This window comes from Methylobacterium sp. Gmos1 (assembly GCF_053764715.1).
Genome location: NZ_JBSNCC010000016.1, coordinates 1 through 25,407, shown reverse-complemented (window position 1 = coordinate 25,407; position 25,407 = coordinate 1). Strand labels below are relative to the sequence as shown.

Here is a 25,407-nt window from a genome sequence, read left to right as displayed (position 1 = left end):
GGAAGCTGTAGTCTAGCTACTCGCATTTTGGCGCTCTGCGGTATACCGGCACGAGGCACTGCCGTCTCTTGACAGTGTCATCGGTATGATCGGACCCCTTGTGCGCAACACATGCACAAGGGCCTGAACCGTGGCGCGCACCAAGAAGGCGAAGAAGCAACCGTCACTCGCGACCATCTCGACGCGCCTTTTGCGCGACGTGCCGACCGCGACCCTGAGCAACGACAACCTGGGACCGACACCCGAGCGGCTGGCGCAAGCGGGTCTCGCCGTCGCCTCCGACCGGCGATCCGGACGCCTTCAGGTCGTCGGCGCCGGATCCGTCGGGATCATCGGCGCGGATCGCGTCGTGCGCCTGACCGATGCCCCGCTCGACCGGCTCCACGCCCGTCGCCGCCTCGACGAGGCCGACGCCGACCGCAACCGCATCCTGTTCGAGGCCGGCGAGCGGCTGAGGATCCACCACTTCCAGGCCGGGCTCTCGGGGCTGGCCTCCGCCTCGAACTTCAACGGCGCCGGCGGCGGAGGCGGCCTTCGCACCCCGATCACCGAGACGCAGGAGCGGCACCGGCGCGAGATGCGGCGGGCCGAGGCCGGGATGGATGCCGGCGACTGGGCGGCGGTGCGAGCGGTGGTGCTCGAAGAGCGGATCCTGGAAGAGGTCGGCCGGGAGATCGGCTACCAGCAAGCCTCGGCCGCCGCAGGCGTCGCGCTCGACCGGTTGCGCCGCGGCCTCAAGGTGCTGGCGCAGCTCTGGGGAGCCCTGCCCCCGGACCGTCCGGCGCTCATCGCCCGGCCAGTCGCCCTGGCGGCGTAGGGCTCAACATTGACAGCCCGCGGGCTGTCCCCGTAAGTACAGGCATCTTCAGGAATTCCGCCCCGCAGCCTGCCGGCTCGCGGGGCTTCGTGTTTCAGGGATCAGCGGGCGCGCCCTTATCGGGGCGCGGCGGCGCACCAGCCGGTTTGCGGATGGGTGCGGACGTGCCGGAAGCGCGGGATGCGCGGTCAGCGCCTGTCGGAGCGGACAGGGGACACGGGATCAACACATCGGGTGGACACCGCCCGCTGACACGAACCGACCGGCCGCACTCCGCGTTCTCCCCTCGCGGTTCCGGCCAAGCCCTATCGCTGGTATGCTCCCCTCATGAACGACCGTGAGACCGCCGAGCGGGTCTCGGACCTGCTCAGCCAGGCGCGCCGGCTCCGGGCTCCGGGGCATCGGCACACGGCGGAACATTTCCTCGGGCAGGTCGACGATCTCCAGCGCGGGTTGGCGCTGCTCCACCGCGATCTGACCGGCGCGGCCCGGGCGCCCGAGCCCGTCGTGCGGCGCCCGACCCGGAGCGAGTTCCCCGAGATCTCGGCGGTGCGTGGCGGCTTCGTGGTGCAGTTCCGCGGGCGGCCGCGGCGGGTCGCGATCGGGGGCTGAAAAATCAGTCTCACCCGCGCTTCGACACGATGAGCACGGGCGCACGATAATTGCCCTTCCCGGGCACCCGAACGAGACCGGATCGGATGCCCGATAATGCCCTGGCGCTCCGGCCGGGCAGCGACCTCGTCGCCGCTCAACCGGACGCGCTGGACCTCGCGGCGACGGCCTTCGCCGCGGCCTCGAAATCCGCTGCGACCCGCCGGGCCTACGCCACGGACTGGCGCGACTTCATCGCATGGTGCGCCGACGAGGGCGCCGACCCGCTCCCGGCTAACGGCCGCACGGTCGGTCGCTACCTGACCCACCTCGCGCAGCTCGGGCGCACCGTCTCAACGATCGACCGGCGCGCCGCCGCGATCGCCGCGGTCCACCGCGCCGCCGGCCAGGACAGTCCGACCGGCCGCGAGGAGGTCAGGGCGATCCTGACCGGGATCCGCAACACGCTCGGGCGCCGCCCGGCGAAGAAGCAAGCCCTGACCGCCGACCTCGTTGCCAAGGTGGTGAAGCGGATCGGGACAGACCTCGCCGGCCGGCGCGACCGCGCGCTGATCCTGCTCTGCTTCGGCGCGGCGCTTCGGCGCTCCGAGCTCGTTGCGCTCGATGTCGCTGATCTGGAGGCGCACCGCCGCGGCCTCCTAGTGCGCATCGCTCGCGCCAAGACCGATCAGGCCGGCCAAGGTCGCACCGTCGCGATCCCAGACGGCAAGCTCAAGATCCCCGCCGCGGTCCGGCAATGGCTGGAGATCGCCGGCATCACCGAGGGCCCTGCCTTCCGCAGCTGTGACCGCGGGCGCCTCTCGCCCGACCGGCTCACCGCCGGCCAGTTCGCCCGGATCCTGAAGGCCCGCTGCGCCGCGGCCGGCCTGGATCCGACCGCCTTCGGAGGCCACTCACCCCGGCGCGGCTTCGCCACCACCGCTGGCGACGTCGGCGCCGACCTCCGTCTCACCGCGGGCCACATGCGGCACGCCAAGCTCGAAACCACCCTCGGCTACATGGAGGATGGTGAGCTTTTCCGGTCGAACGCCGGCAAGGACTTCCTGTGACGCGCACCTGGTACGTCGAGCTCGCCTCCTCCGCGGAGGCCTCGCCGCTGTTCGCTGCCGACGAGGGCACGCGCCTGCACTGGACCGCCGATCGCGGCGCCGCGCTGGCCTTCCCGAGCAAGGCCGCCGCCGAACGGTTCGGCCGCAACCACTTCCCCCTCGACATCCGCGTCGCCCAGCATGGCTGACCGCGTGACCGCCGAGCGCTTCGCCGACGCCATGCCCGATCAGGATCTCGCGCTCTCTTCGGAGGAAGCCGCGGCCCTGGCGGAGATGGCGCCGACCGACGAGGCGCTGGCGGCTATCGCTGCCGAGCAAGAGCGCGACGTCCTCCGCCTCTGGTGCCAAGGGTTCGGCCTCTGATGCTCACCGCTGACCAGCATGGGCGCCTGCCGACGCTCCTGCGGGACATCGTCGACCACGACAGGCACACGGCCGCGATCGCTCGGGCCATTCGCGCCACGCGGGTGATCCACATCAGCTTCGGCACCGAGGTCCGCCGCCGGCGTGAGGTGCGTGCCAGCATGAGCGAGTCGGCCCGCCACCTCTACGGTCGCGTGCCCCTGCGCGGCGACACCGGCCCGGGCCGGCCGACGGCAGCGAGAGCCTGATGCGCGCCCTTCGGAACGTCGCCGCCATGGCGGTACTCGGCGCCTTCGCCGTGTCGCTCCTGCGCTCGCGCCGCCGGCTCACCTCCTGCCCGGGCCCCACGGCCTGGGGCTACGCCATCTCGAGCACGGTGCACTGAACATGATCCCGACCCAGTCCTACGCTCTCGGCCTCTGGCGCGGGGCGCGCCGCCGCGCGCAGCACGTCCCGATCGCCCCCGGCCTCAGCCGCGAGGAGTACGACGCGGGCTATGCCGAGGGTGCGCGTCAGCGCGAGCCCCGCCCGGCCGCCGTCGACCGTGGCTCGCGTGGGCGGCGCTGACCCGACGACGACACCACCATTCCGACCCAGATCGCCTTTGGCCTCTCCGAGGGCGTGCTGATGGTCGGCACCGGCGCGGCCGGCGAGACGATCGCCAACGCGGTGGCGGCGCGCAACAACGGAGGGATCGACAGCTACGCCTTCGAGCGCCTGCTCGGCGACTGGATCCTGTTCTACGACGAGGCGAACGGGATCAGCCGCTACGTCTCCCCGCAGGCTTTCGAGGTCGGGCTCCTGGTCAACCTGAGCCCCGAGCGCACCTCCCTCAACAAGCCCATGCAGGGGATCATCGGCACGCAGCGCTCGGCCGCGGGCGCCAAGTACGCGGACGCGGAGCTGCAGCTGCTCGCCACCAACGGCCTGTCGGTGATCTGCAACCCGATCCCCTACGGCAACGTGTTCGGGAACCGGTTCGGCCGCAACACCTCCTCGAACGTCGGCATCCATCAGGTCGCCTACACCCGGCTCACCAACTACATCGCCGCGACGCTGAACGCCGGCATGGGCAAGTACGTCGGCGAGCTCCAGAGCCGGAGCGCCGACGACACGACCCGCACCCGAGCCGCCGCGACGCTGAACGCCTTCCTCGGCTCGATGCAGCAGGAGGGCATGATCGACGACTTCCAGGTCATCTGCGACCTGTCGAACAACCCGGTCGCGCGCATCGCCGCCGGCTACCTCAAGGCGGCTGCCAAGGTCATCTACCTCGCGGTGGTCGAGTACTTCCTGATCGACGTCGAGGGCGGCCAGACCGTCACGATCACGCGCTCGAAGTCGGCGCCGATCGGCTACTCGTTCGGCTGATCCGCGCCAGTCCCCCACTCACCTCCAGGCGGCCCGGTGCGGGCCGCTGACCACCCGCGGAGACCGCCGCCGTGTCGTCCTTTGGCACCTTCAACACCGGCCACGACGTGGCCATCGAGATCGTCGACCCCGACACCGGCGTCACGCTCGCGATCCCGATCAAGACCGGCTGGGACAAGAAGCAGCGCACCGAGCAGGTGAAATCGCGCCCGCTCAACGCGCCGCCGATCTTCGAGGAGGACCCCGACGGCTGGGAGGGCTCGCTCGACCTCGACCGGGCGAATTCCGTCGCCGACGACTGGATCGCCTCGCGCGAGGCACAGTTCTACGCTGGTGCCACGAACCGCCAGGCGACCATCCTGGAGACCATCCAGGAGGTCGGCGGCGGCTACACGCAGTGGCGCTACGTCGGCTGCGCGTTCAAGATGTCGGACGGCGGCAAGGCCGAACGCGGCAAGACCATCGTGCAGAAGCTCGACTGGACCGCCTCGACCCGGATCAAGGTGCAGTAGCGGCCTCAGCCGCGCGGCGCCCGCCAGCCGGCCGCCTTCGCCTCGTCCTCAGAGCAGAACAGACGCTCCCCGGCGCTCGTGTCGATCGCCGTCCGCTCGTAGTCGCGCGAGCCGGGCACGTGGTAGATCCGGTCGCCCTTCCGGCTGATGTTGCCCTTGATCTGGCACCCGGCGGTGCTCGTCGTCGGCGCGGCCGAGGCGTCCGGTTCCGGTTGCCGGGACGACGGAGCCGCGGCAGCCCCACCGCCACCGCGCTTCTCCTTCCGCCAGTCCCAAGGCGGCGTAAAGGCCCCGCCCCAGATCCCGCGCTTGGCCGCCCGCGCCGCGTCCTCTTGGGGTACGTAGGCGGTGCTGTACTGCCGGTAGGCGAGCGCGTGGCCCTCCCCCACCATCCACCCGTTCAGGTCGGTGCCGGCGGCCGAGCAGACCGCCACAACCCGGCCGTAGCGGTCCTGGTCCCGGGGTTCGCAGGTGACCGTGCTGGCCCCGATCCTGTCCGACAGGGCGAGCGCCGCCTTCTGGCCGCAGCGATAGTCCTTCGCTCCAACGTCCTGGCAAAGCTGCGCGCTCTCCGGCGCGTCGATCCCGAACAGCCGGATGCGGTAACCGCGGATCACCAGGGTATCCCCGTCGGTGACCGAGGCGCGGCCGACGATCGGGTCCGCCGCGAGCGCGCTACCGCCGACGATGGCGGCGATGCTTGCGGCCGCGATGGTCGAAATGGCCCGGCACATACATCCTCCCGCTTCGATTGACCCGCAGCTCGCCGCGGCCGTGACAATGCCGCGGATGGCAGTGGCAGCCCTGCGCATTGACCATCCCGGGCGTTGCCGCGGCCGGTGAGACACCGCTGAAGGCGACGAAAGCCAGGCCGCCGAACGCGGCGAGTGTCGTCCAGGCCGGTCGCATCGTCACCTCCACTTCTCTTCGTTCCTCCGATCCTCGGCGGCGGTCCGCTCGCTGTCGACACCCCGTTCATTCCATCAACAGCCACGAGGCCCCCATGACGAGCGTGAAGATCCTGCAGGCCGGTGAGAAGCCGGTGGCGAGTGCGCGTGCGGCGACTGCCGCGCCCGCCGCTGGCGGGTCTGGGAAACAGTCCTCCCTCCTCTACCGGGGCGGGACCGCGCCGATCCAGGTTCACACACAGGTCGCCTTGGACGGCCGTGCGGTCGGCAAGGCTGTCACCCGCCACCAAGTTGCAGAGGCCAATACCCGGAATGGAACCGGCCTCTTCGATGACAACTCGCTGAAGACGCCGGCGGGGTACTCAGGGCCGCTGATCGCATAAACGATCATGCTTCAACATTGCTGTCCCCGCCCCGCGCCACCCGGCGCGGGGCTTTTTTCCTGTGCGCTACCCAGCGCGGCGGCGGATGGACGTGGTAATGGCGTGGTGGCAGCCCTCGGGGCCGCCGCACAGGGTCGTCGACGGTCTCGGTATCGTGCGGCAGGCCGCAGCGGCGGTGGCGGACCTCCAGGCGCTCGGGTGATGTCGCAGCCGCGGCAACGGAAGCCGTCACGCGCCAAGGCCTCCCGGCGGAGGGCGGCCCACCGCGGCGAGGCGATTTAGTCCTCGTAGGTGGGGCCGCCCTCGCGGGGCGGCTCCTCTCCGGTGCGGGGATCAGCGTCGGGCGCCATGTCACGGCGTTCCTGGACCGCCTGGCGGCAGCCGCCGCGCCGTGTGCGTCTCGTCCCGGTAGCTGAAGAGGTCACGCTGAGCGGGCGCGCCCTCCATCGCCGGCACGATCGGCATGCCGAGCGGGAACCAGAGGCTCCCGGCTGCCCGAGCGCCGAAGGTCTACCTGGTCTGCAGCCACTTGTTGGAAAATGGCTGCATATATTTTACGCTATATGGTCATAAAATCATGAGACGACGCAACCAGGACGTTGGAGTTGCCAAAACCAACGATATCCGAACGACCGTCGCCAGTCACGTCCGCTAGAATTCGACGGTACTGATCGTCGCTGTTCCAGCTACCCACACTCGGACTATAGCCGCTGAGCTCGAAGGTCGGTGCCGCGAAATTCCCGTCGCCCGTAGCAAGTGAAACGAGCACACCGTACTCACCGAAACCGACGATGTCGGCTCGGCTATCGCCGTTAACGTCAGCGAGGTGGCGCGGGTAGCGGTCCTGAGTGCTCCACCCACCCGCATTCGCATCGACGCCGAATTCGGTGAGCGCAAGTTTCGCAGTGGAGAAGGTGCCGTCACCGTTGCCCAATGACACATACGTACCGGCTAGACCGAACCCGACAATATCGGCTTTTCCGTCGCCGGTTACGTCGGCCAGCTCACGGTGGAACGTATTATCACTGCTCCAGCCGCCCGCGCTGGGGGTAAACCCCAACGGAGAGAAAGTCGCTGCCGCAAAGTCCCCGCCACTGGTAGCAAGCGACGTGTACACGCCATACTCGCCAAAGCCTACGATGTCAGCCCGGCCGTCGCCGTTCACGTCAGTGAGTTGGCGTGGATAGTGATCCTCGCTGTCCCAACCGCCTGCCGCGACACCAAAGGCTGCGAGCGCGAGTTTCGCAGTTGCAAAGGTCCCATCGCCATTGCCTAGTGACACGAACGTGCCGGCATTGCCAAACCCGACAATGTCGGCTTTCCCATCGCCGCTCACGTCAGCCACTTCGCGATTATAGATATTATTGCTAGTCCAGCCGCCGCCGCCAGGCGTAAACATCGAGCCCGTACCGGTTGCTGTCGCAAAGTTTCCGCCGCCGGTGGCAAGCGACGTGTATACGCCGTACTCGCCAAAGCCCACGATATCTTTGAGACCGTCGCCATTCACGTCGGCAACATAACGTGGGTGGCGATCTTGACGCCCCCAGCCGCCGTTGTTCTGAGTGTACGCAGCGATACCCGAATACAGTGACTCGAACCTTCCAGTGGTTCCGGTATCGAAGAGGTTGACCTGATACGTGCCTGTTTGGTTTGCTCCGAGAGCTGCAGCATCGATGTAGAAAGTTCCGCTCGTGCTGACTCGTACCGCGAGTTGAGAGTCAAAACCTACACCATCGTCATCGTTGGATGACAGCAATGTGCCGGCACTATTATACAACCTCAGGTAGGGATCGACCAACGTTCCTGCCCCACTTGGGCCAGCTTTCAAGTTTATGATATAGTTGTGACCAGCGACTAGTTGTGTTCGGAACCAATCATGGTCACCGAATAATTCTATATTACCGCCAGAATTTTCTCCGACAGATAGTAATTTATTCGTAGAGACATTGCCAATAATATCATCGTATGTACTGAGATCGTATGTTCCATTGCTAAAAATAACATATTCTATATTGTCAAGAGTATCACTTCCATCGGGCCCGACCACCCTGAAACTGTTCGCGGCAACCTGGTTGATTGTATATGATGTATTGCTTCCGGAAAAAGCGGCATAATCCGTTCCTGCGCCACCATCTAGGGAATCATTGCCGGCGCCGCCAGTCAAAGTATTGGTGGAGATATTCCCAATAATAACATCGTTTCCAGTGCCTCCGACCGCATTTTCGATCAATGATCGCGCGTCTCCATTAAATTGAAGAGCGTTGAATACGTTGCCACGCGCATATCCGCCGTTTGGCCCGCCGCCCAGATAAGCTCTTTGTGTGGAAGAGAAAGTCGAGTAACCGCCAGGTGTAAGATCAATGCTTAGATTGCTAGTATAATTAGATAAATTGTATGTATCTACACCGTTTCCATCCCAGATTGTCTCGAAAATACGATTTGCGCCAGGAGAAATTGCAGCCACGCCGTTGATGAAAGACTGTCCCGTGGTCGGTGACCATGTATAGCCAGTGTTTCCACTGTTTGAATTAAAATCAGCGCCATACATATACTGAAGAGCAGCAATATCGTACATCATAAATGTCTGGGCCATGCCCCACGACTCATTCGTTAGGGTGCCTAGATTTGATTGACCGACGTAACTACGATACGTCATAATGGAATATTCCATTGAATCAGTTGCGGATGGCAGTGCAGTATTGCCTGGTCCACCGCTTTCTTGTCCGTGCTTCAGCCCCAGCGCGTGGCCAAGCTCGTGAATCATCGTGTACCAGCCGTAGTTACCGGCCGTTACGCTGCGAGCTGACGGACCAATCCATACGTCGCCGCCGGTGACGCCTGAGCTTGGATAATAGGCATAGGATGTTCTCGGATCAGAGGAGTTAGCAATCCGAATTGTACTGACTCCTGATCCCGGTCCAGCATAATTAATGTCGAGATTGGTAAAGCCTTCAACAGAAAATCCGCCGGCCGCCGAGGATTGCGTGTAGATAGATGCATCTAAGGCAAAATGTGCGGCAAGCATTTCTTCAGCACTAAGCTGACTGAACCCTTCGTTTTGTGCACTAATCCCGTCGCCGTCGCTATCGCTGTTATACCCTGCCTGGTAGTCCGAGGCAGCATCAGGATTGGAATACGTGATGGTCCCGTTCCATCGAAGGCCGGATAGAAGACCATTGATACGTTGATCGCTCGAGGCTCCCACGGATACAGAGCCGACGCTGTTGCCGTTTAATTGAGGTTGATCAAGATTAGAAGCCTCATAACTAATTTCTGTCGAGGAAAATGCATCAGCTGAGTCAGAGGCAAACTGTAAAACAGGGTTATAATCTCCCATAATTAATTCTTGAGCGGCATTAGACGAGGTCATTGGGCGGTATTTACCATCATCGAGTAATCCGTCTACCCCAACCTGTGGTGAGAAAACTTCGAAATCAGGATATTCATCACTGAAAGAATCTTCGTATTGCCTATTTGATTGCTTATCTAAATATTTTGCAGACAGGTTTTTCTTTGACATTTGAGGCTCCCGAGAGTAGAGTGCAACCTCTGAGTGTACATCGCGCAATCCGGCGTTGATTTGCGCTTTGTAATTTCAATATACTGTATTTTGCGACGTTTCAACACCTTTCGTGAGAAATTTTTTGGGCGGCAAATCTCGAGCAACAATGATTAGAAATATTTATTGTCTAATAAAAACAGCAAAAACGCCATTCTGACTGCATTTGTTGAGTATTATGGCTTACAATAACCGAGTAGAAATATTTTTATCAGAAATAATTATTGGCAGACCGAGGCGGTGATTGCGATAATTAAAAAATCGGATTATTTGAAATCACATTATTTATCTCTTCGAGTCATAAATCTAGCTGCGGACAGCGTCATTCGTGCTTGATTGAGAGGATGGCGAACCGAAGCGGAATTAGGCAGCGAGCTCACCCACGCTCCGCCCCTCCTTTCCGAGGTAGCTTGTCGGCCTCTTCGAGGATGCGCCGAGCCATGTCGGATGCGACCTCGACGCGTGCGGGGATGGCGACCTCCTCGCCGTTACGACGCGAGTGTTTTTCGGGATTTGCATTAGGGCAACCATAGTTAAGGGCCGATTGAGACTTGCGCACTTATCAACGGTGCCATGCAAATTTATTTTGCATTGAGGATACATCCCTATCCACATTGCGCCAATCCGCATCGACGGAGATAGGGCCAGAGTCGGGGCTTCTAGTGCACTGACACCGACGGACGAGCCACGTGACCGCTCGCCAACCACTTGGAAAAGCGAATGATTTTTCGGTGCGCGGTGCACCTTTTGAAGGCGTCAGTGCACTAGTGTACTGACGCCTTCAAAAGGTACACCGCGCACCGAAAATTCGTTTGTGAGTGCAGCGGGTTGGCAAGTGCCCACGTGGCTCGTTCGGCAGTGTCAGTGCACTAGCACGAGGTGCCGGTTCGGGGAGCTTGCTGCATGATACCAGAACCGAAAGCTCCTCCCCGACCTGCTCGCATTGCCCTATCCAATCCGCGCGAGCAGCAGATCCTTAGCTGTAAAGAAGATGCCGGCGAGCGCGATGGCCACGCCCGCCAGGATCAGGACGGCATCACCAAGCGACAGGGCGCGCCGTGTGCCCTGTCGCCGGAATAGGTTCGTCGGGTCCATGTCACTCCGCCGCGGCGGCCTCTTCCTTCTTCGGCCGGCCGCGCTTGGCAGGCGCGGAGTCTGCCGCCTTCACACCGACCTTCCGTGCTTCAGCCTGTTGCCGCCGGATCTGCCCGAGGCCGAGACTCTTGGCGAGCTCGGAGCGCCGCGCCGCATAGTTCGCCGCGATCATCGGGTAGTCGAAGGGAAGGCTGAACTTCTTGCGGTACTCGTCAGGCGTGAGGCCGTTCGACGTCAGGTGCCGCTTCAGGCTCTTGTACGGCTTGCCGTCCAGGAAGCTCGTGATCGTGTCGGGCGTGATTGATTTCCGGATCTGCGCCGCGGTGACTTTGTGGTCCTCCTCGGGCGCCACCGCCGGCTTGGTGAGCCCGGTCAACGATGCGTGGACGGAGGCGATCAGGTCCGGGAGGTCCGCGGCGCGGACGTTGTTGTTCGAGACGTAGGCGCCGACGATATCGCTCGTCAGGTCGATCATATCGGTGGAGATGAGAGCTGCGTCGTCCATTTGTCTTCCGATCATCAAGCAAATTTTTGATGCAGTTTGTTAGCGATTTGGTCAAGAGTCATATTTCAGCAACCAACAGGTGGAGCGCGAATGATGCCGGCACCAGCCTTGGGGCAACGGAAAACGATGCGACGGCGACGGGTGGTCTGATATCGGACTCTACTGCGTAGAAACACCGTAGCGGGGCGGATTGCAGCCGTTCTGGAAAGGGAGAGATGTCGAGCGAGCGCTACCGCGCAGCCGACACGCCGCTCGCAGTCTGGACCACGGCCGCGGGCAGCAGGGTGCGATCCAAGCGCGCCTGCACGCCCCGCTCCGCGACGCCGGCCAAGGCGAGGGCGATCAGGCTGATGCCAGCGGCGATCAGAAACGCGGCGCGCAGGTTCTGCATGGGTTTGGCCCTGGGTCGGACAGAGCGCAGCAGTGGCCGGGCAGGGTGGCCACTGTGTGATCCGCTTCAAGCCGATCCATGACACAAAATTCTCTGCGCCACGCTAACAGGCAGGTGCCGCGCTGATTGCTCAGGCCCAGACAAATGCAGGCGCTTCGCCGTCAGCCCCTGACCTCAGCCGGTAGCTTCGACGGCGGGGCGGCTCATAATCGGAGGCGTTTGCTGATGCTGCACGACGCGCCACTTGTTGTGCTCAAGCCGTCGGTAGGTGGAGGTGCAGTGAGCCTCGTACGCCTGCTCTCCGCGCGACGCCTTCGCGTGGTAGGCGATGACGATTAGCCCCTCCTGAGGCCGCGAAATCTGCTCCTGCGAGATCTCGATCTCCGACCACCGGGGCGTATGGGCGACCGCCTCGATTGCCTGCTTCCCGCTCATGACGAACGGGGGCTGCGGTAGCACCATCAGGCACTCGTCGTCGACGAGTTCCTGGTAGTGGTCCGCATCGCCGGTCCAGAGGCTCTTCTCGAAGGACCATACCCGATCGTCATCCATCGTGCTCTCCTCGTGGCTTCTTGCGTGGGAGAAGATCGTAGGGAGGGGATCGTTCCAGTTTGTGGGTTTGTGCGGGCGGCGTTCGTCGAGCGTTAAGGGTGCTCGACACCATTCGTACACTAATGAACGAATGTGCTTGGGCATATGATTGGCTCGAATGCCAGCGCACCAATTACATGCTGCGGTGCATGGCCCGTGCACGGTTATGAAATATTGCTTCCAGCGAGTTGTAGGAGCGGCCGGAATTTGCATACATGAGTGCCATGGCGTGAGGTTCATCGACTTAGCCAGCGCCATTCCGTTCTAATTACATGTTAAAAGGAGGCGCTCAATGAACGATCAGACCGACACCCCCACGCACGACATCGCGCTAACTGCCAATATCGTATCGGCCTACGTGGCAAACAACAGCGTAACGGTCCACGACCTGCCGACGCTCATCGCATCGACGCACGAGGTGCTGACGCGTCTCGGAGCACCGGCGGAGCCTGAGCCCGTGAAGCTCGAGCCGCCGGTACCCATTCGGAGAACCGTCACCCCCGACCATATTATCAGTCTTGAAGACGGGCGGCCCTATAAGGCGCTGAAGCGCCACCTCGCTGGACGCGGCCTCACACCGGACTAGTACCGAGAGAAATGGGGCCTGCCGCGGGACTATCCGATGGTCGCGGCGAACTATGCGGCGCAGCGCTCCGAACTCGCTAAGAGTGCGGGGCTTGGCCAGTCGCGTACTCGGGCCGCGGCCGCCAGCGCCTCGCGCAACGCGACGGTCAGCAGCAAGCCGGCACGGCGGCGCAAGGCCAGCGCGAGCGAGTAGAGGGACGGGAGGTTCCCTAGACGTGCCGCACCAAGGTTATAGCCCCTGGTGCGGCACGCCAGCCCAGGACGTAGGACTGCGATTAGTGAGATCGGCCGATCATGGCGTGATCCGAGTTCTTTCCTGCTTCGTCTTCCCCGCCGCCGCCGGGCAGCCAAACAACTACGTTCTCAGCCTCTACACATGCCATATCAAGCATTTCCGTTATTGATATATTAAGTCTGCGCACCGCCTGCCCGAGTCGATTAACTGTCATGTAAGTATTTGGAGAAGATCATCGACTGATATAACACCCCTGGAGCTTGAAAATGACTGATAAATCTGCTTATTTTGGAGAAGGAAGGAAGGAGTTATTTATTCAAGAAATCAGCAAGCCTCAAGATAGAAATCCTTTCTTCAAGAAGCTGACCACAAAATTCGAGAGTCTTACATTATTTAACAAGCTCCGTGTGGGAGCGCTTTTATTCGTACTTGGTCTATTTGTAACGGCAACGCCATATATCTTGATATTTGAACCTTTTGCGAAAAATACGATTAATCCTTTGGCTAAAGCTATGGGCATAAAAACTTACGGGCGCAGTCTATATCAAGAAATAACGCACCCTCCTCTGTTCGATCGAGCGAGAGCCATAACGCCCGCTGCGTATCTGAAAAAATTGAAAAACATTGACCGTGATACAGTCGGCAGTTTTGTGGTCGGAGAGGGCAAAATATATCTTGCCGGTCCAAATTACATACAGGTTAACACAGGGGACGGAGCAATATTGCGCCTATATATGAAGAAAGATTTTGAATGGAGCGCACTGATCGGCACAAGGGTGGAATTTGGTGCACATGTTACTGATAGAACGCCCTTCGAGCTAACCCATGGCATTGTCTACAAATTTACGAAGTCCATCGAAGATCGTGACAGGGAGTATGCAGAGGAACTACGCGCTGCAAAGCAGGCTGCGGAAGCCGAGCGTCGTGCTGCCAAGGAAAGGGTAGAAGCTAAGCGCATAGAGATTATGGGTCCCTTTCTCGAAGGCTTGTGGCAATCGCAAGCTGGTGGCGCTGATATGTTTGGGAATTGCATTCAGAGATCAGCGTTTAGAATAGTTAACAAAGACGAAATGAAATTAGCTTGGCGAAAAGAAGATGGTGATATGTATTCAACAGTGAAACAGTCCAAGTTTTACAAACAGGCCGACGGTTCTTTTATAGAAATATCTGGTCACTTAACCTCGCGATGGGTATATAAGGGTGAGAAAATGGTCGTCCAATTATCAACTGAATTGAACAATACTGCAACGCAATCTCAAGCAGAATTCTTTTATAGGACCGGTGTTGGAAATGGATTTCCGAGGGCGTTCTTCAAGTGTGATAGATTTAATTGATCACTTTGAATTATTGAGCCCGGCAGGAGTGTGACTCGCCGCCGGGCACAGCCTTGGATATTTCGCATTGCTCGTCGCGGCACCACGATCGCGATTGCACGCCTCGCGGATGCCAAGACTGCCATGACGGGGAAGAAGTGTGCGGAGATCACTGCATTACACTGTGCATCACGATCTGCCCCACCGCCTCCTCGAAAGTCGCGTGCGTGCCTTCGACCGGAATATACTGGCCTTCGATCATGCGCTCGATGCTAAACCACTCACGTGTTATCTCACCGTCGCCGCTAGCCTGCACGCGTTTAATGCGACCGACCACGAAGCCATCGCGTAGCACCCGCCTCCAAGCCTCTCCATCGAATGCAGGCAGCCACGTTTCGTCGACCTCGATGGGCATCAGCTTCTCCCGAGAAAGGCTTCACCATACCTCATCCAACTGGCGTCAACAGGAGCGCCGTCGTCACCGCATTCCGCCGCCGGGCCGGTGTCGCATCCTCGACGGCCCCTCCCCTCTGCCCGCTTGGCACACGCCATGACAGCTACGTGCGCGTCTTTGGTCCTCGATGGCCGTCGCTGTCGGTTTGACAGCCCGCGGGCTGTCCCGCTACTTGAGGGCATCCCCCGAATTTCCGCCTGACGCCGTGCCGCCACACAGGTCGGCCGTCCCAGGCTGGGCGGCGCCCGCCAGCCCTCCCGCGGGCGCCCCGCGCCGCCGCCCCCTGCGTCCGGACACCTCATGGCGAGCTCCACCGTCAGCCTCGGCGGCATCGTCCTGCGTGGGCACGAGGTGCCGTCCAAAATCCCGTTCGGCGGCAAGCAGCGGATCGCGAAGAACGTCCTGATCGGGGGGCAGCGTGTCCCGGACGCAATGGGCCCGGAGGAATGCGACGCCGCGTGGGAGGGCCGGTTCCGTGGCGCCGACGCGAAGAGCCGGGCGCTCACCATCGACGCCATGCGCAAGAACGGCGCGCAGATCCCCCTCTCCTGGGGTGGGCTCTACCGCGTCGTCCTGATCGAGGAGTTCGAGGCCGACTACCGGCGCGAATTCGACATCCCCTACCGCATCGTCTGCTACGTGGTGGACGACGGCTCGGGGGTGGCACAGGACGCGCTCGGCGATATCGGCTCGCTGATCGGAGCCGACCTCTCCGCACTCGGCGATCTCATCTCGGGCGCGATCGACAGCTTCAGTGCCGTCGCCGACCTCGCCTCGGCTGTTGGGGGTATCCCCTCCCTGGCGGCCGCGGCGTCCGTCGCCATCACGCCGATCCAGGATCTCTCGGCCCGCGCCGTCGATGCGGTCGACGCGGCCGTGACAGCAGCCGATGCCGGACTGGCCGCGGCGCTGATCCCGGATCCCGTGATGCCGCCCGGGCCGGCGCTCGCCCTGGCGCTCGACGCGACGCGGGACGGGCTCGACACCCTCTCGACCGCCACGGCGGTTCGCGGCCTCGTCGGTCGCATCGACGCCAATCTCTCCACGCTCGCCGGGTAGCGCCGTCATGCCCCTTCAGGTCGGCAGGAACGCGACGGTCGTGACCGTGGCGGGCGGCAACCTGTTCCAGATCGCGGCCGAGCAGCTCGGCGATCACAGCCAGTGGGACCGGATCGCCCGGCTCAACGGGCTGCTTGACCCGTTCCTGACCGGCCCGCGCGACCTCCTGATCCCGCCCCGGCTCCCGAAGGGCCAGACCTCGAGCGGCGTGGTAGGGGCCTGATCGCATGGGGGATCGGGCGTCGCGCGGCTGGATTACGGTACAGGGCCAGCGCGTCGACTGCGTGTCGATCGAGGCCCACCTCGGCCGCGAGGCGAAGAGCGACACGTTCCATGCGACGCTCGCGATGAGCGGGCTGCCCGACGGGCTCGGCACGGCGTTCTGGTGCGACACGCCGCAGATCGAGGACGTGGCCGTCTTCATCTCGGAGGATGGGACGGCCGGCGGAGACCCGCTCGTCACAGGATCGGTGACTGAGGTTCGCCCCAACTGGCTCAAGCGGACGATCGACATCAACGGTCATGACAAGACCAAGAAGATGATCGATCGCAAGTCGAGCGAGTCGTTCAAGAACAAGAAGGCCGGCGACATCGCTCAGGAAGTCGCGAAGCGCAGCGGTCTTAAGCTGGACGTCGATGGCGATACCCTAAAGGCCGGCAGGATCTACGACATCGATACGGTCCATCACACCAATCAGCTGACCGACTGGGACGTGGTCAACTACCTCGCCGACGCCGAGGGTCTGGTCCCCTATGTGAAGGGCGACACCCTCTACCTGCGCAGCGACAGCGAGACCGGGCTCGACGTGCTGTCGGTGGCGTACGAGGAGCCCACCCCGGAGAGCTACGCCCGCGGCGACTTCATCACGCTCGCCGGCGCCCGCCACCTCGATCTCACCGGCAAGACTACCGTCAAGGTGCGCTCGCACGACCACCGCACGAAGAAGGTCGTCGAGGCGAAGAAGACGCTCTCGGCGGCGACCGGCACCGGCAAGAACGGCGACGGCATCACCTACGAGTATCAGGCGCCCGGCCTGAAGCAGGACCGAGCCGCGCGGATCGCCGAGAAGCGCCTGCGCCGCGCCACCAAGCAAGAGCGGCAGATCGTGATCGACCTGCCCGGACTGTCTCGCGTCACGGCTCGCATGTCGCTCGACCTCACCGGCACTGGCACGTCGTTCGACCAGTCCTACGACCACGAGAGCGTCGAGCACCGGATCAACAACGACGAGGGCTACCGGATGCTGATCACCGCCAAGGCGGCGTCGAAAGACCGGAAGATGTCCTGAATGTCGGATTTATCGAACCTGATCAGGCGCGAGTCCTCATACGGCGACGGCGCCCGCTCACATGTCCGCATCGCGGAGGTGACGAGCTACAATAAGAAGACTCACGCGGCGAAGCTCAAGCTCATGCCGGAGGGCACGGAGACGGGCTGGGCGCCGCTCGGCGCCTCGCATATCGGGAACGGCTTCGGCATCGCGGTCGGGGCCAAGGCGGGCGATCAGGTCCTCGTCGCCTTCGTCGAGGGCGACCATAACACGCCGGTGGTGATCTCCCGGCTCTACTCCGATCAGCAGCGGCCACCGGAGGTCGAGGGCGGGGAGATGGTCCTGTTCCATGAGAGCGGGGGCAAGCTCTACTTCGACAAGGATGGCGGCATCACCGTGAAGCACAAATCCGGCGGATCGCTGCTCTGGGACAAGGACGGCAAGGTCTCGCTCGACAACGGCACCCGCGACGTCGCGATCAAGGGCAACGTCGGGATCAACGGCTGATGCCAGGTCACCGCGTCGCCCATGTCGGCTCGCCGCTCGACCACGGCGGCACGGTCACGACCGGGTCCTCGCGACACTCCACCAACGGCGGCAAGCCGGTCGCCCGGGTCGGGGATGCGGCGCTCTGCGCCCGTCACGGCCCAGTGGTGATCACCACGGGGTCGGCGCGGCATACGGTCGACGGCAAGGCCTGCGCCCGGGTGACGAGCCTGTGCAGTTGCGGGGCCCGGATCACCGACGGCTCGCCCCGCTACACCTGCGACTGAGCCACCATGCCCGACTTGAGCCTGATGATTGGCTCCGGCCTCGCGGTCGGCCCGACCGGCGATCTCGCGCTCGTCGATGGTCCTGAGCGCGGCGTGCAGCGCGTGCTCCGCCGCCTGATCACCGTGGCCTCAACCTATCTTCAGCACCTCGACTACGGCGCTGGGCTGCCGCGCCGCGTCGGTGACCTGGCCGATGTCGATACGCTCGCGGCCCTGATTCGGTCCCAGATCTTCCTCGAGGCCGCGGTCGCCCGCACGCCCGATCCGCTCATCACCGTCACCCCGGTGCTCAACGGGGTCCACGTCCGCATCGTCTACGCGGACGCCGCGACGGGCCGCCAGCAGACACTGTCCTTCGAGGTGAGCTGATGGCGCTCCTGCCGATCCGCACCTTCTCGACCCTGGTGCAAGGCTTCGCGGCCGCGGTGCAGGGGCGCGCCCGCGCGCTCGTCGACTTCTCGGTGGGCGCTGTCCTGCGCGCCATCGCCGAGGCCACGGCCGACCTGGCGCTCTGGCTGGAGAGCCTGATCGTCTACGTGGCGAGCCTGACCCGGGCCTCGACCTCCAACGGCACCGACCTCGATACCTGGGCCAACGATTTCGGGATCACGCGGCTCGGCGCCACAGCGACGACGGGCCTCGTCACCTTCGCGCGCTTCGACGAGACATCCGATGGCCTAGTTCCCCTTGGCACCACGGTGCAAACCGCCGACGGCTCGCAGCGGTTCACGGTGGTACTCGACGCGGGCCTGCTGACGTTCAACGGGGAGCTCGGCGGCTACGTCCTGCGGGCAGGCGTCAAGGCGATTGCGGTACCGGTCAAGGCCGATATCCCGGGCGCCGGCGGCAACGTTGTGGCCGGCGCGCTCAACACGATCACCTCGTCGACCCCATTCGTCGACACGGTCCGGAACATCCAGGCGCTGACCTCCGGCACCGATGCCGAGACCGACGCCGCGCTGCGCCGACGCATCGTCCTGTTTTTCTCCTCTCTCGCCAAGGCCACGGTGCCGGCACTCGGCTACGCCGTCACGAGCCTTCAGCTCGGCCTGCGCTACGCGGTGGTCGAGAACGAGACTTGGGACGGCACGGTCGACAACGGTTTCGTCTACGTCGTGGTCGACGACGGCACCGGGTTCCCGCCCGACAGCCTCATCGCCAGCGTGCGCGGCGCGCTCGGGCGGGTCCGGGCGGGAGGCGTACGTCTCGCGGTATTCCCGCCGGAGGTGATCTACGCTGCGATCTCGGCGCACGTCACGGCTCGACCGGGCTACGACGTCAACGCGGTGATCGGGGCCGTCGATCGCGCCATCGACACCTACGTGAACGGGCTCGGCCTCGGCGAGAGCCTGTCCTGGGGCCGGCTCTACCAGGTTGCTTACGACGCCTCGCCCGGTGTCCAGGCCGTGGCCGGGCTCCTCCTCGACAACGGGCAGGCTGACATTCCCGCGCGCCAGCGCCAGGTCATTAAGACCCAGAACCTGCAGGTGGCCTGAGCCATGGGGACGGGCGACCCCGACGACATGGTGGCGCGCCTGCGCGCGCTCCTGCCGCCCTGGTTCCCCGACGACGACCCGATCCTCGACGGCCTCCTCGGCGGGATCGCCGCGCTCCTGGCCTTCACCTACGACCTGATTGCCGACCTCAAGCGCCAGACCCGCATCGCCACCGCGACGGGCGGCTGGCTCGACCTGATCGCCTTCGACTACTTCGGCATCCGGTTCGGTCGGCGGCCCGACGAGGCGGACGACGCCTTCCGCCCCAGGATCCTGAAGGAACTGCTCCGCCCGCGGGCGACGCGTGAGGCCATCGTCGAGGCGCTGGTCGATCTCACCGGGCGGACGCCGCTAATCGCGGAACCGTGGAACCCGGGCGATTGCGGCGCTTACGACGTCGGAACGATGGCCTATGCCGGGAGCGTCGAGGCCGTGCCGGTCTCGGGCTACGACGCGGCGCTCGGCGGCTGGGACGCGGGTCGGTTCGCCTACGTGGTGGCGAGCTCTGATGCCGGCTCATTCCCGGGGGCCGGCTGCTGGGGCTCCCTCGACTATCCCTGCCAGATCTTCGTGACCGCGTTCCGGCCCATCTCGCGGGGCATCCCGGACATCTCCGGCTTCGACATGCCGGGTGCCGGGTACGACCTCGGCCCGCTCGCCTACATCAACCAAGCCGACGTCGACAGCCAGATCGCCGACGCTGAGATCTACGCACGCCTCGCCGAGACGGCAGCTGCCGGCGTGACCGTCTGGACTGCGATCCAGAACTGACCTCTCCCGACCACTGCAGGACACCATGGATCGTCCGACCATCTACTACGGTCAGGTGCCGCGCGCGGCCGACCTGCTGACGCTCGGCCAGAGCGCCATGATCGGCCTCGGCGCGCTCGCCCAGTCCACCCTCGGGTCCGGTACCGTCATCGACGGCTTCACGCTCACCCCGACCGCCCCGGCCAGCCTGTCGGCGGTCCTCGGTGCGGGCTCGGTCTACCAGCTCGAGGAGGTCGAGCCGTCGCCCTGGTCCTCGTTCCCGGTCGACACGCGCCCCCTGGTCAAGCAGGGCTTGTCGCTCGACGCGATCACGCTGCCCTTCGCACCGCCGACGACGCCGGGCTATGCCCAGAACTTCCTCGTCGAGGTGCAGTACCAGGACGCCGACGCGGGCGCGCTGGTGCTGCCTTACTACAATGCCGCCAACCCGCAGCAGCCCTTCGCCGGGCCCGCGAATTCCGGCACCGCGCAGTCCACGATCCGGCGCGGCGTCGCGGCGATCCAGGTGAAGGCGGGTGTGGCCGCAACGGCCGGGTCCCAGGTGACCCCCTCCCCCGACGCAGGCTGGGCCGGTGCCCATGTCGTCACGCTGAACGCCGGGCAGACCCAGATCACCGCTGGCTCCATCGCCCGCTACAGCCTCGCCCCCTTCATCGACGCCAAGCTCCCCCAGATCCCCTACGCGGTCCAGTCTGGGCGGTGGACCTACGCGGTCGCCGGCGGATCTGCGAACGCGCTCACGGCGAGCCTGGCGCCCACCCCGAGTGCGATCCCGGATGGGTTCGGTCTGTCACTCGCCATCACGCAGACCAACACGGGACCGGCGACCTTCAACCCGAACGGACTCGCGGTCTCTCAGGTCCTCGGCTACGGCGGCGGCCAGCTCGCGGCTGGCGACCTCACGGTCGGCGACATCGTCCCGCTGATCATGCGGAACGGTGCGTGGCGCATGCGGCTCCTGGCGCGCTCCGAGGTACCTGCCGCGATCGGCGCTCCAGCGCTCTGGCATGCCGGCACAGCCGGCGGCACCGCGTCAGCCCTGGTGGTCGACGCCGTCTCGCCGCCGATCACGGCCGATCAGGATTTTACACCCTGCCTGATCCGCGTGCCGAACGGCATCGCGGCGAACGCCACGCTGACGATCGGCGGGGTTTCCGGCCCGCTCCAGCGCAACGACGGATCCCCAATCCAGAGCGGGGACGGTCCGCCCAACAGCGATGTGCTCGTCAATCGACACGGTAACGCTTGGCGACTGGTCGGCTTCGGACGCGCCGAACTGTCGGGCGGGACCAGTTCTTCCGATGTCCTGAACATTATTGCGGCCAACCCCAGCTTGTCGCCGCCGCGCAACCTCGTGTCGTTCACGACGGCCGGCAACGGCACGTGGACCGTGCCGGACAGGGTCACGTGGATCTACGTCGAGTTGGTCGGCGGCGGTGGTGGCGGCCACGGAGGGGCCGGCGGCGTGACTTGGTCCGGCGGCGGCGGCGGCTCGGGCGGATATTCGGCGCGCTGGATCAACGTCACGCCAGGCCAGACCATCTCCTACGCCGTCGGCGCGGGCGGGGCCGGCAGCGACAACTCCTCCGACACGTTCGCCGCGACGGGCGGCACGACCGCATTTGGGCCCATCCAGGCCACGGGCGGCGGCGGCGGCCGCGGCGGTCCGGGAGGCTGCAACGGCGGCGTGCCCGGGGTCGGATCGGGCGGCCAGAAGAACTTCTTCGGGGCGAACGGCGGGGACGGCAACCCGGTCAACAACGCGGTGCAGGGCGGCAACGGCGCGTCCTCGGCCTTCGGTGGCGGCGGCCGGACCGCAACGATCAACAACCCCGTCATGAATGGCGTTGCGCCCGGCTCGGGCGGTGGTGGCGCCTGGTACACGACCCCTTCCGCGCAGGCGGGAGGCAACGGCGCCGACGGCGGTATCATCATCCAGTACTGAGGTTGCCATGCAGCACTATGCTCACGTCGTCGATGGCATCGCGCGCGAGCGCATCGACCTGCCCGACGACATCAAGATCGGGGTCGACCTGTTCAGCGAAGACTTTGCCGCCGAACTGATCGCCTGCGCCGCCTCGGTCAAGCCGGGCGATCTCTACGATGCACAGACCAAGACTTGGTCGAGCCCGCCGCCTCCACCCCCACTGCCGATCCCCGACGTATCGAGCGCGCAGGCCAAGATCCAGCTGCGCCGGGCGGGCCTGCGCGACAAGGTCGATGCGGCGATCAAGGCGGCCGACGGCGAGGTCCAGGACTGGTTCTCGGACGCGCGGACCTGGCAGCGAACGAACCCGCACGTCGTCGCGATCGGGGCCGCGCTCGATCTAACCTCCGACGAGATCGACGCGCTGTTTCGGCAGGCCGCCGCCATCGCAGCCTGACGCCGATGACGAACATCCTGTTGCTCGAGACGGCAGCCTCGAACGCCAACGGCGGATCCCAGCGGCGCGACTTCCTCACCCGCGACAACTCCGCTTGGCTCGACGGTTGGCCTTTCGTCGTGACCGGCAGCGCCGTCTCCACACCGGATAGCGCCAACGTCGGCAACGGCACCGTCACTCAAATCGCGCCAGGCGCCTCGCTGACCCCCGGCATCTACCGCATCGTCATCACGTCGGTCGCTGGCCCCGTGACGGTGTTCGAGATGGCGGACGTCTACGCCAACGTGGTCGGCCGCGGGATCGTCGGTGCCCCCTTTGCCGTGCCGGGCATTTCGTGCCTCGTCATGCAGGGCAGCGTCCCCTACGCGCCCGGCGACGCACATACGATCTCTGCCCTGCCCGTGTCGCTCGATATCACCGGCATCGCGTTCTCGGTCAGCCTGCGCCCCTCCCTCTACGGAGCGGCTCGCTACACCGCACGGACCCCCCTCACCCTCAGCGCCGACGTGTCGCCGGCGACGCTCGTGAACGGCGGGGTGCTCGGGGTCGTGAGCGCGCGTGTACCGGCCGCCACGATGTCGATGTTGCCGACCGGCGCACCCGACCTGCCCACCTACGACTACGACCTGCTGGCGGAGGCCGATGGGGTCCGCGTCGCTGCGTACAGCGGCACGGTCGAGCACCGCCCCGGCGTGACGAAGCCCTAACACCTGGACTCCCCCATGGCCGTAAAGACGACCTCGACGTCAGGGATCCCCTTCGTCGTGCCTGGCCCTCCGGGCTCGGATGGCGGACAAGGACTTCCCGGAACTCCGGGATCTGACGGCCGCGACGGCACCGACGGTAGGGACGGCCGCGACGGCGTCGATGGCGCGGGAACGATCGTCCAGCGCACCGCCGCCGTCACCATCCCGCCCAGTACCAACGTCGTCGACAACGGCGACGGCACCGTCTCCCCGGCCGACCCATCGAACCCGGCCCATTGCGGCAAGCTCGTCGGGATCGTCCTGGCCTTCACCCCGGTCGGCACTCTCGCGTCGATCACCCTGCTCGGGCCGCTGTCCGGGGTGACGGGCTCGTTCTCCCCCGGCCAGCGCCTCTGGATCGGGCCGGGCGGCATCTGCACCGCTACCCCGCCGACGAGCGGGTGGCGGCAGACAATCGGCGTCGCCGGGACTGGGGGCAACATCACCTACCAGCCCGGCCGCGCCGCCCTCTACAACCCGACCTCGCCGCTCGTGCTCGTGTCACTCGCCGATCCGGCGGGGCTGATCGCGCTGCTCGCCGCCGCGCTCGCCGCCGATCCGGACGGGATGACGGCGTTCGTCTCCGCAGCGCTCGACAGCCTCCCGCCCATTCCCGCCGACATCGCGAGCGTGCCGCCAGGCGGCCGCTATTACCGCGACGTCGACGCGGCCGGCGAGCGCATCCTGAAGGTCATCCCCCCGCAGGTGTCGCCATGAGCTCCGGCCTCGCGTTCCAGGCGATCCATGCCGACGGCACCCCGGAAGATGTCGCGATCGAGAAGGCCCTGGGGGCGGCCGTGCCTCTCGTCGCCTTCGCGCAGACTGGGAGCACGACGCAAAAGGTGCTGCCGGACCATCTGGCGGCGAAAGCCTCGCTCGGCGGCATCATCGGCCCGGATGCCGATTTCCCGATCCCTCAGGGTACGGTGCACGTCGTCATCCCGCAGATCACTGCCTCGCGGGGGTGGTCACTGCCGGACGTGGATGGCTACCCCTACGGCCAGGATCTCGTCATCGTCGACGAGGGTCGCTATCTCGGCGGCGCCTACACGATCACCGTGCAGCCGCTCACCGGCTCGGGCGATGCCATCGTTGGGTTCCCCTCTGGCCTACCCCTCTCCGACGTCGGCGCTTCGGTGCGCCTGCGCCGGGGCCTCCTCTCCGACGTCTGGGTCATCGTTTGATGCGCCGCGCTGTTGCCCTTCTCCTTGCCTTTCTGGCGCTGGCCGGCGCTGCCCACGCTGATGGGCTCACCCTGGCGGCGCCGAGCGGCCCCAACACGCAGGGCCAGTGCTACGCTTCCGGCTCCAGCGGCCCCCGCGTGCCGTGCGTGCTCCAGGGGCAGATCTGGACCAAGGTGCTGCGGCCGACGGACGACCTGTCTGCGAACACCTTCGCCCCGAATGGGTTCGGCGGCATCAGCGCGACCGGCAGCACCTTGTTCGGGGCCGCTCAGTTCCGCGTGGCGACCACGACGGAACTGAGCGGCGTCGTCCTGCCGTTCAAGCGGGTCTTGCGCGACGGCTACGCCACGCCCGGCGATGGTGGGCAAGCCAGCTACACGTTCTCGTCCAGCCCGTGCTCCCTCAACAGCGGCGCGGGCGACGGCGGCTCGCAGGTTCCGCGCACGGTTGGCGGCTGCTGGCTGGCCGATCTCGACAGCCAGGGACCGGTCTCGGTCCTCCTGTGGGGCGCTATCGCGGACAGCCCCGGCAAGACCGGAGTCGGCACCGATGTCGCTCCGCGTCTTCAGTTCGCGCTCAACTGGTCCGTCGCGACCGGCCGGGCCGTGACCATGCCGTCCTCGCCCACCGGCCAGATGCGCCGCGTGGCGTCCCCCCTGGCGATCGACGGGCACGCCAAGCTCACGGGCGACTACTGCGCCCCGTACACGACCGGGAACAGCTTCAGCCCGGGCGCCGGCAGCTACCTGTTCTTCGACCACGCGGGCCGCGGCATCGTCATCGGCGGCCAGAACCCGCTTCCCGTCGAGGGGGTGGTGCTGGAGGACTTCTGCACCTGGCGCGATCAGCCGGCGCCCCCGGCCAACGCCGCCAACGGCACCGCAGGCGGGTCGTGGTCGCCCGGGTCTTACGACTTCGACGTCTACCTCGCGCAGGACGATCTCCGCATCACCCGCGTGATGACCGTCAACGCGACGAAG

General features: G+C 65.0%; 32 protein-coding genes and 2 pseudogenes. 27 read left to right on the top strand and 7 right to left on the bottom strand.

Annotated features, from left to right (window positions below; genetic code table 11):
• Positions 1-130: 130 nt before the first annotated feature.
• The 10 genes from ACS5PV_RS24430 to ACS5PV_RS24385 all read left to right on the top strand — a co-directional run bounded on the left by ACS5PV_RS24430 (position 131) and on the right by ACS5PV_RS24385 (position 4,724).
• Positions 131-817, top strand: a complete 687-nt coding sequence (locus ACS5PV_RS24430) for a hypothetical protein (protein WP_455397943.1) — start codon at positions 131-133, stop codon at positions 815-817.
• A 327-nt stretch (positions 818-1,144) separates the two neighbouring features.
• Positions 1,145-1,429, top strand: a complete 285-nt coding sequence (locus tag ACS5PV_RS24425; protein ID WP_455397942.1) for a hypothetical protein — start codon at positions 1,145-1,147, stop codon at positions 1,427-1,429.
• A gap of 86 nt (positions 1,430-1,515) precedes the next feature.
• Positions 1,516-2,478, top strand: coding sequence for a site-specific integrase (locus ACS5PV_RS24420; RefSeq protein ID WP_455397941.1), 963 nt, complete (start codon positions 1,516-1,518; stop codon positions 2,476-2,478).
• The gene (locus ACS5PV_RS24415) at positions 2,475-2,666 is read left to right on the top strand and encodes a hypothetical protein (protein WP_455397940.1); all 192 of its coding nucleotides are present in this window, start codon (positions 2,475-2,477) and stop codon (positions 2,664-2,666) included. Before ACS5PV_RS24420 ends, ACS5PV_RS24415 begins: the two co-directional genes overlap by 4 nt.
• Positions 2,659-2,841: a hypothetical protein gene (locus tag ACS5PV_RS24410; RefSeq protein ID WP_455397939.1), complete on the top strand. Its 183-nt coding sequence runs from the start codon at positions 2,659-2,661 to the stop codon at positions 2,839-2,841. Before ACS5PV_RS24415 ends, ACS5PV_RS24410 begins: the two co-directional genes overlap by 8 nt.
• Entirely contained in the window at positions 2,841-3,089 is a 249-nt protein-coding gene (locus tag ACS5PV_RS24405; RefSeq protein ID WP_455397938.1) for a hypothetical protein, read from the top strand. The genes ACS5PV_RS24410 and ACS5PV_RS24405 overlap by 1 nt, the downstream gene beginning before the upstream one ends.
• Entirely contained in the window at positions 3,089-3,226 is a 138-nt protein-coding gene (locus ACS5PV_RS24400) for a hypothetical protein (RefSeq protein ID WP_455397937.1), read from the top strand. The genes ACS5PV_RS24405 and ACS5PV_RS24400 overlap by 1 nt, the downstream gene beginning before the upstream one ends.
• 2 nt (positions 3,227-3,228) lie before the next feature.
• Entirely contained in the window at positions 3,229-3,408 is a 180-nt protein-coding gene (locus tag ACS5PV_RS24395) for a hypothetical protein (RefSeq protein ID WP_455397936.1), read from the top strand.
• Positions 3,409-3,468: 60 nt separating this feature from the next.
• Positions 3,469-4,212, top strand: coding sequence for a phage tail sheath C-terminal domain-containing protein (locus ACS5PV_RS24390; protein ID WP_455397935.1), 744 nt, complete (start codon positions 3,469-3,471; stop codon positions 4,210-4,212).
• A gap of 71 nt (positions 4,213-4,283) precedes the next feature.
• The gene (locus ACS5PV_RS24385; protein WP_455397934.1) at positions 4,284-4,724 is read left to right on the top strand and encodes a hypothetical protein; all 441 of its coding nucleotides are present in this window, start codon (positions 4,284-4,286) and stop codon (positions 4,722-4,724) included.
• A gap of 5 nt (positions 4,725-4,729) precedes the next feature.
• Here ACS5PV_RS24385 and ACS5PV_RS24380 read toward each other — a convergent pair whose 3' ends face one another.
• Positions 4,730-5,536, bottom strand: coding sequence for a thermonuclease family protein (locus ACS5PV_RS24380; protein ID WP_455397933.1), 807 nt, complete (start codon positions 5,534-5,536; stop codon positions 4,730-4,732).
• Between the two features lie 191 nt (positions 5,537-5,727).
• Between ACS5PV_RS24380 and ACS5PV_RS24375 the strand changes: the two genes are divergently transcribed.
• Entirely contained in the window at positions 5,728-6,015 is a 288-nt protein-coding gene (locus tag ACS5PV_RS24375; RefSeq protein ID WP_455397932.1) for a hypothetical protein, read from the top strand.
• A gap of 559 nt (positions 6,016-6,574) precedes the next feature.
• Here ACS5PV_RS24375 and ACS5PV_RS24370 read toward each other — a convergent pair.
• From ACS5PV_RS24370 to ACS5PV_RS24350, 5 genes are all read right to left on the bottom strand, one after another.
• Entirely contained in the window at positions 6,575-9,535 is a 2,961-nt protein-coding gene (locus ACS5PV_RS24370; protein ID WP_455397931.1) for an FG-GAP-like repeat-containing protein, read from the bottom strand.
• A 987-nt stretch (positions 9,536-10,522) separates the two neighbouring features.
• Entirely contained in the window at positions 10,523-10,669 is a 147-nt protein-coding gene (locus tag ACS5PV_RS24365) for a hypothetical protein (protein ID WP_455397930.1), read from the bottom strand.
• Position 10,670: 1 nt separating this feature from the next.
• Positions 10,671-11,174, bottom strand: a complete 504-nt coding sequence (locus ACS5PV_RS24360) for a MucR family transcriptional regulator (RefSeq protein WP_455397929.1) — start codon at positions 11,172-11,174, stop codon at positions 10,671-10,673.
• A 229-nt stretch (positions 11,175-11,403) separates the two neighbouring features.
• Positions 11,404-11,565, bottom strand: coding sequence for a hypothetical protein (locus ACS5PV_RS24355; protein ID WP_455397928.1), 162 nt, complete (start codon positions 11,563-11,565; stop codon positions 11,404-11,406).
• Between the two features lie 174 nt (positions 11,566-11,739).
• Entirely contained in the window at positions 11,740-12,117 is a 378-nt protein-coding gene (locus ACS5PV_RS24350) for a DUF4440 domain-containing protein (RefSeq protein WP_455397927.1), read from the bottom strand.
• Positions 12,118-12,448: 331 nt separating this feature from the next.
• Between ACS5PV_RS24350 and ACS5PV_RS24345 the strand changes: the two are divergent.
• Positions 12,449-12,934 (top strand): annotated as a pseudogene (locus tag ACS5PV_RS24345) (MucR family transcriptional regulator).
• 308 nt (positions 12,935-13,242) lie between these two features.
• Positions 13,243-14,310: a hypothetical protein gene (locus ACS5PV_RS24340; protein ID WP_455397926.1), complete on the top strand. Its 1,068-nt coding sequence runs from the start codon at positions 13,243-13,245 to the stop codon at positions 14,308-14,310.
• Positions 14,311-14,458: 148 nt separating this feature from the next.
• Here ACS5PV_RS24340 and ACS5PV_RS24335 read toward each other — a convergent pair whose 3' ends face one another.
• Positions 14,459-14,704 carry a hypothetical protein gene (locus ACS5PV_RS24335; protein WP_455397925.1) on the bottom strand — a complete coding sequence of 82 codons (246 nt, stop codon included), beginning with the start codon at positions 14,702-14,704 and terminating at the stop codon, positions 14,459-14,461.
• A 339-nt stretch (positions 14,705-15,043) separates the two neighbouring features.
• Between ACS5PV_RS24335 and ACS5PV_RS24330 the strand changes: the two genes are divergently transcribed.
• The 14 genes and pseudogenes from ACS5PV_RS24330 to ACS5PV_RS24265 form a co-directional block, all read left to right on the top strand.
• Positions 15,044-15,802, top strand: a complete 759-nt coding sequence (locus tag ACS5PV_RS24330) for a hypothetical protein (protein ID WP_455397924.1) — start codon at positions 15,044-15,046, stop codon at positions 15,800-15,802.
• A gap of 7 nt (positions 15,803-15,809) precedes the next feature.
• Entirely contained in the window at positions 15,810-16,025 is a 216-nt protein-coding gene (locus ACS5PV_RS24325; RefSeq protein ID WP_455397923.1) for a hypothetical protein, read from the top strand.
• 4 nt (positions 16,026-16,029) lie between these two features.
• Complete coding sequence (locus ACS5PV_RS24320; RefSeq protein ID WP_455397922.1) at positions 16,030-17,091, top strand: phage late control D family protein; 1,062 nt, start codon at positions 16,030-16,032, stop codon at positions 17,089-17,091.
• Positions 17,092-17,580, top strand: a complete 489-nt coding sequence (locus ACS5PV_RS24315) for a phage baseplate assembly protein V (protein WP_455397921.1) — start codon at positions 17,092-17,094, stop codon at positions 17,578-17,580.
• Positions 17,580-17,846, top strand: a complete 267-nt coding sequence (locus tag ACS5PV_RS24310) for a PAAR domain-containing protein (RefSeq protein WP_455397920.1) — start codon at positions 17,580-17,582, stop codon at positions 17,844-17,846. The genes ACS5PV_RS24315 and ACS5PV_RS24310 overlap by 1 nt, the downstream gene beginning before the upstream one ends.
• Before the next feature lie 6 nt (positions 17,847-17,852).
• On the top strand, positions 17,853-18,215 hold the full coding sequence (locus ACS5PV_RS24305) for a hypothetical protein (RefSeq protein ID WP_455397919.1): 363 nt from the start codon (positions 17,853-17,855) through the stop codon (positions 18,213-18,215).
• Positions 18,215-19,342 (top strand): baseplate J/gp47 family protein, encoded by a 1,128-nt coding sequence (locus ACS5PV_RS24300; protein WP_455397918.1) that lies wholly within the window; start codon positions 18,215-18,217, stop codon positions 19,340-19,342. The genes ACS5PV_RS24305 and ACS5PV_RS24300 overlap by 1 nt, the downstream gene beginning before the upstream one ends.
• A 3-nt stretch (positions 19,343-19,345) precedes the next feature.
• A complete protein-coding gene (locus ACS5PV_RS24295) occupies positions 19,346-20,113 on the top strand; it encodes a hypothetical protein (protein WP_455397917.1) in 768 nt (255 codons plus the stop codon).
• Between the two features lie 25 nt (positions 20,114-20,138).
• Complete coding sequence (locus ACS5PV_RS24290; RefSeq protein WP_455397916.1) at positions 20,139-22,058, top strand: glycine-rich domain-containing protein; 1,920 nt, start codon at positions 20,139-20,141, stop codon at positions 22,056-22,058.
• Between the two features lie 7 nt (positions 22,059-22,065).
• Entirely contained in the window at positions 22,066-22,497 is a 432-nt protein-coding gene (locus ACS5PV_RS24285) for a hypothetical protein (protein WP_455397915.1), read from the top strand.
• A 5-nt stretch (positions 22,498-22,502) separates the two neighbouring features.
• Entirely contained in the window at positions 22,503-23,204 is a 702-nt protein-coding gene (locus ACS5PV_RS24280) for a hypothetical protein (RefSeq protein WP_455397914.1), read from the top strand.
• Positions 23,205-23,219: 15 nt separating this feature from the next.
• On the top strand, positions 23,220-23,960 hold the full coding sequence (locus ACS5PV_RS24275) for a hypothetical protein (protein ID WP_455397913.1): 741 nt from the start codon (positions 23,220-23,222) through the stop codon (positions 23,958-23,960).
• Positions 23,957-24,427, top strand: a complete 471-nt coding sequence (locus ACS5PV_RS24270) for a hypothetical protein (protein WP_455397912.1) — start codon at positions 23,957-23,959, stop codon at positions 24,425-24,427. The genes ACS5PV_RS24275 and ACS5PV_RS24270 overlap by 4 nt, the downstream gene beginning before the upstream one ends.
• Positions 24,427-25,407, top strand: a pseudogene (locus ACS5PV_RS24265) (hypothetical protein); the annotation flags it as partial. The gene ACS5PV_RS24270 and the pseudogene ACS5PV_RS24265, both read left to right, overlap by 1 nt.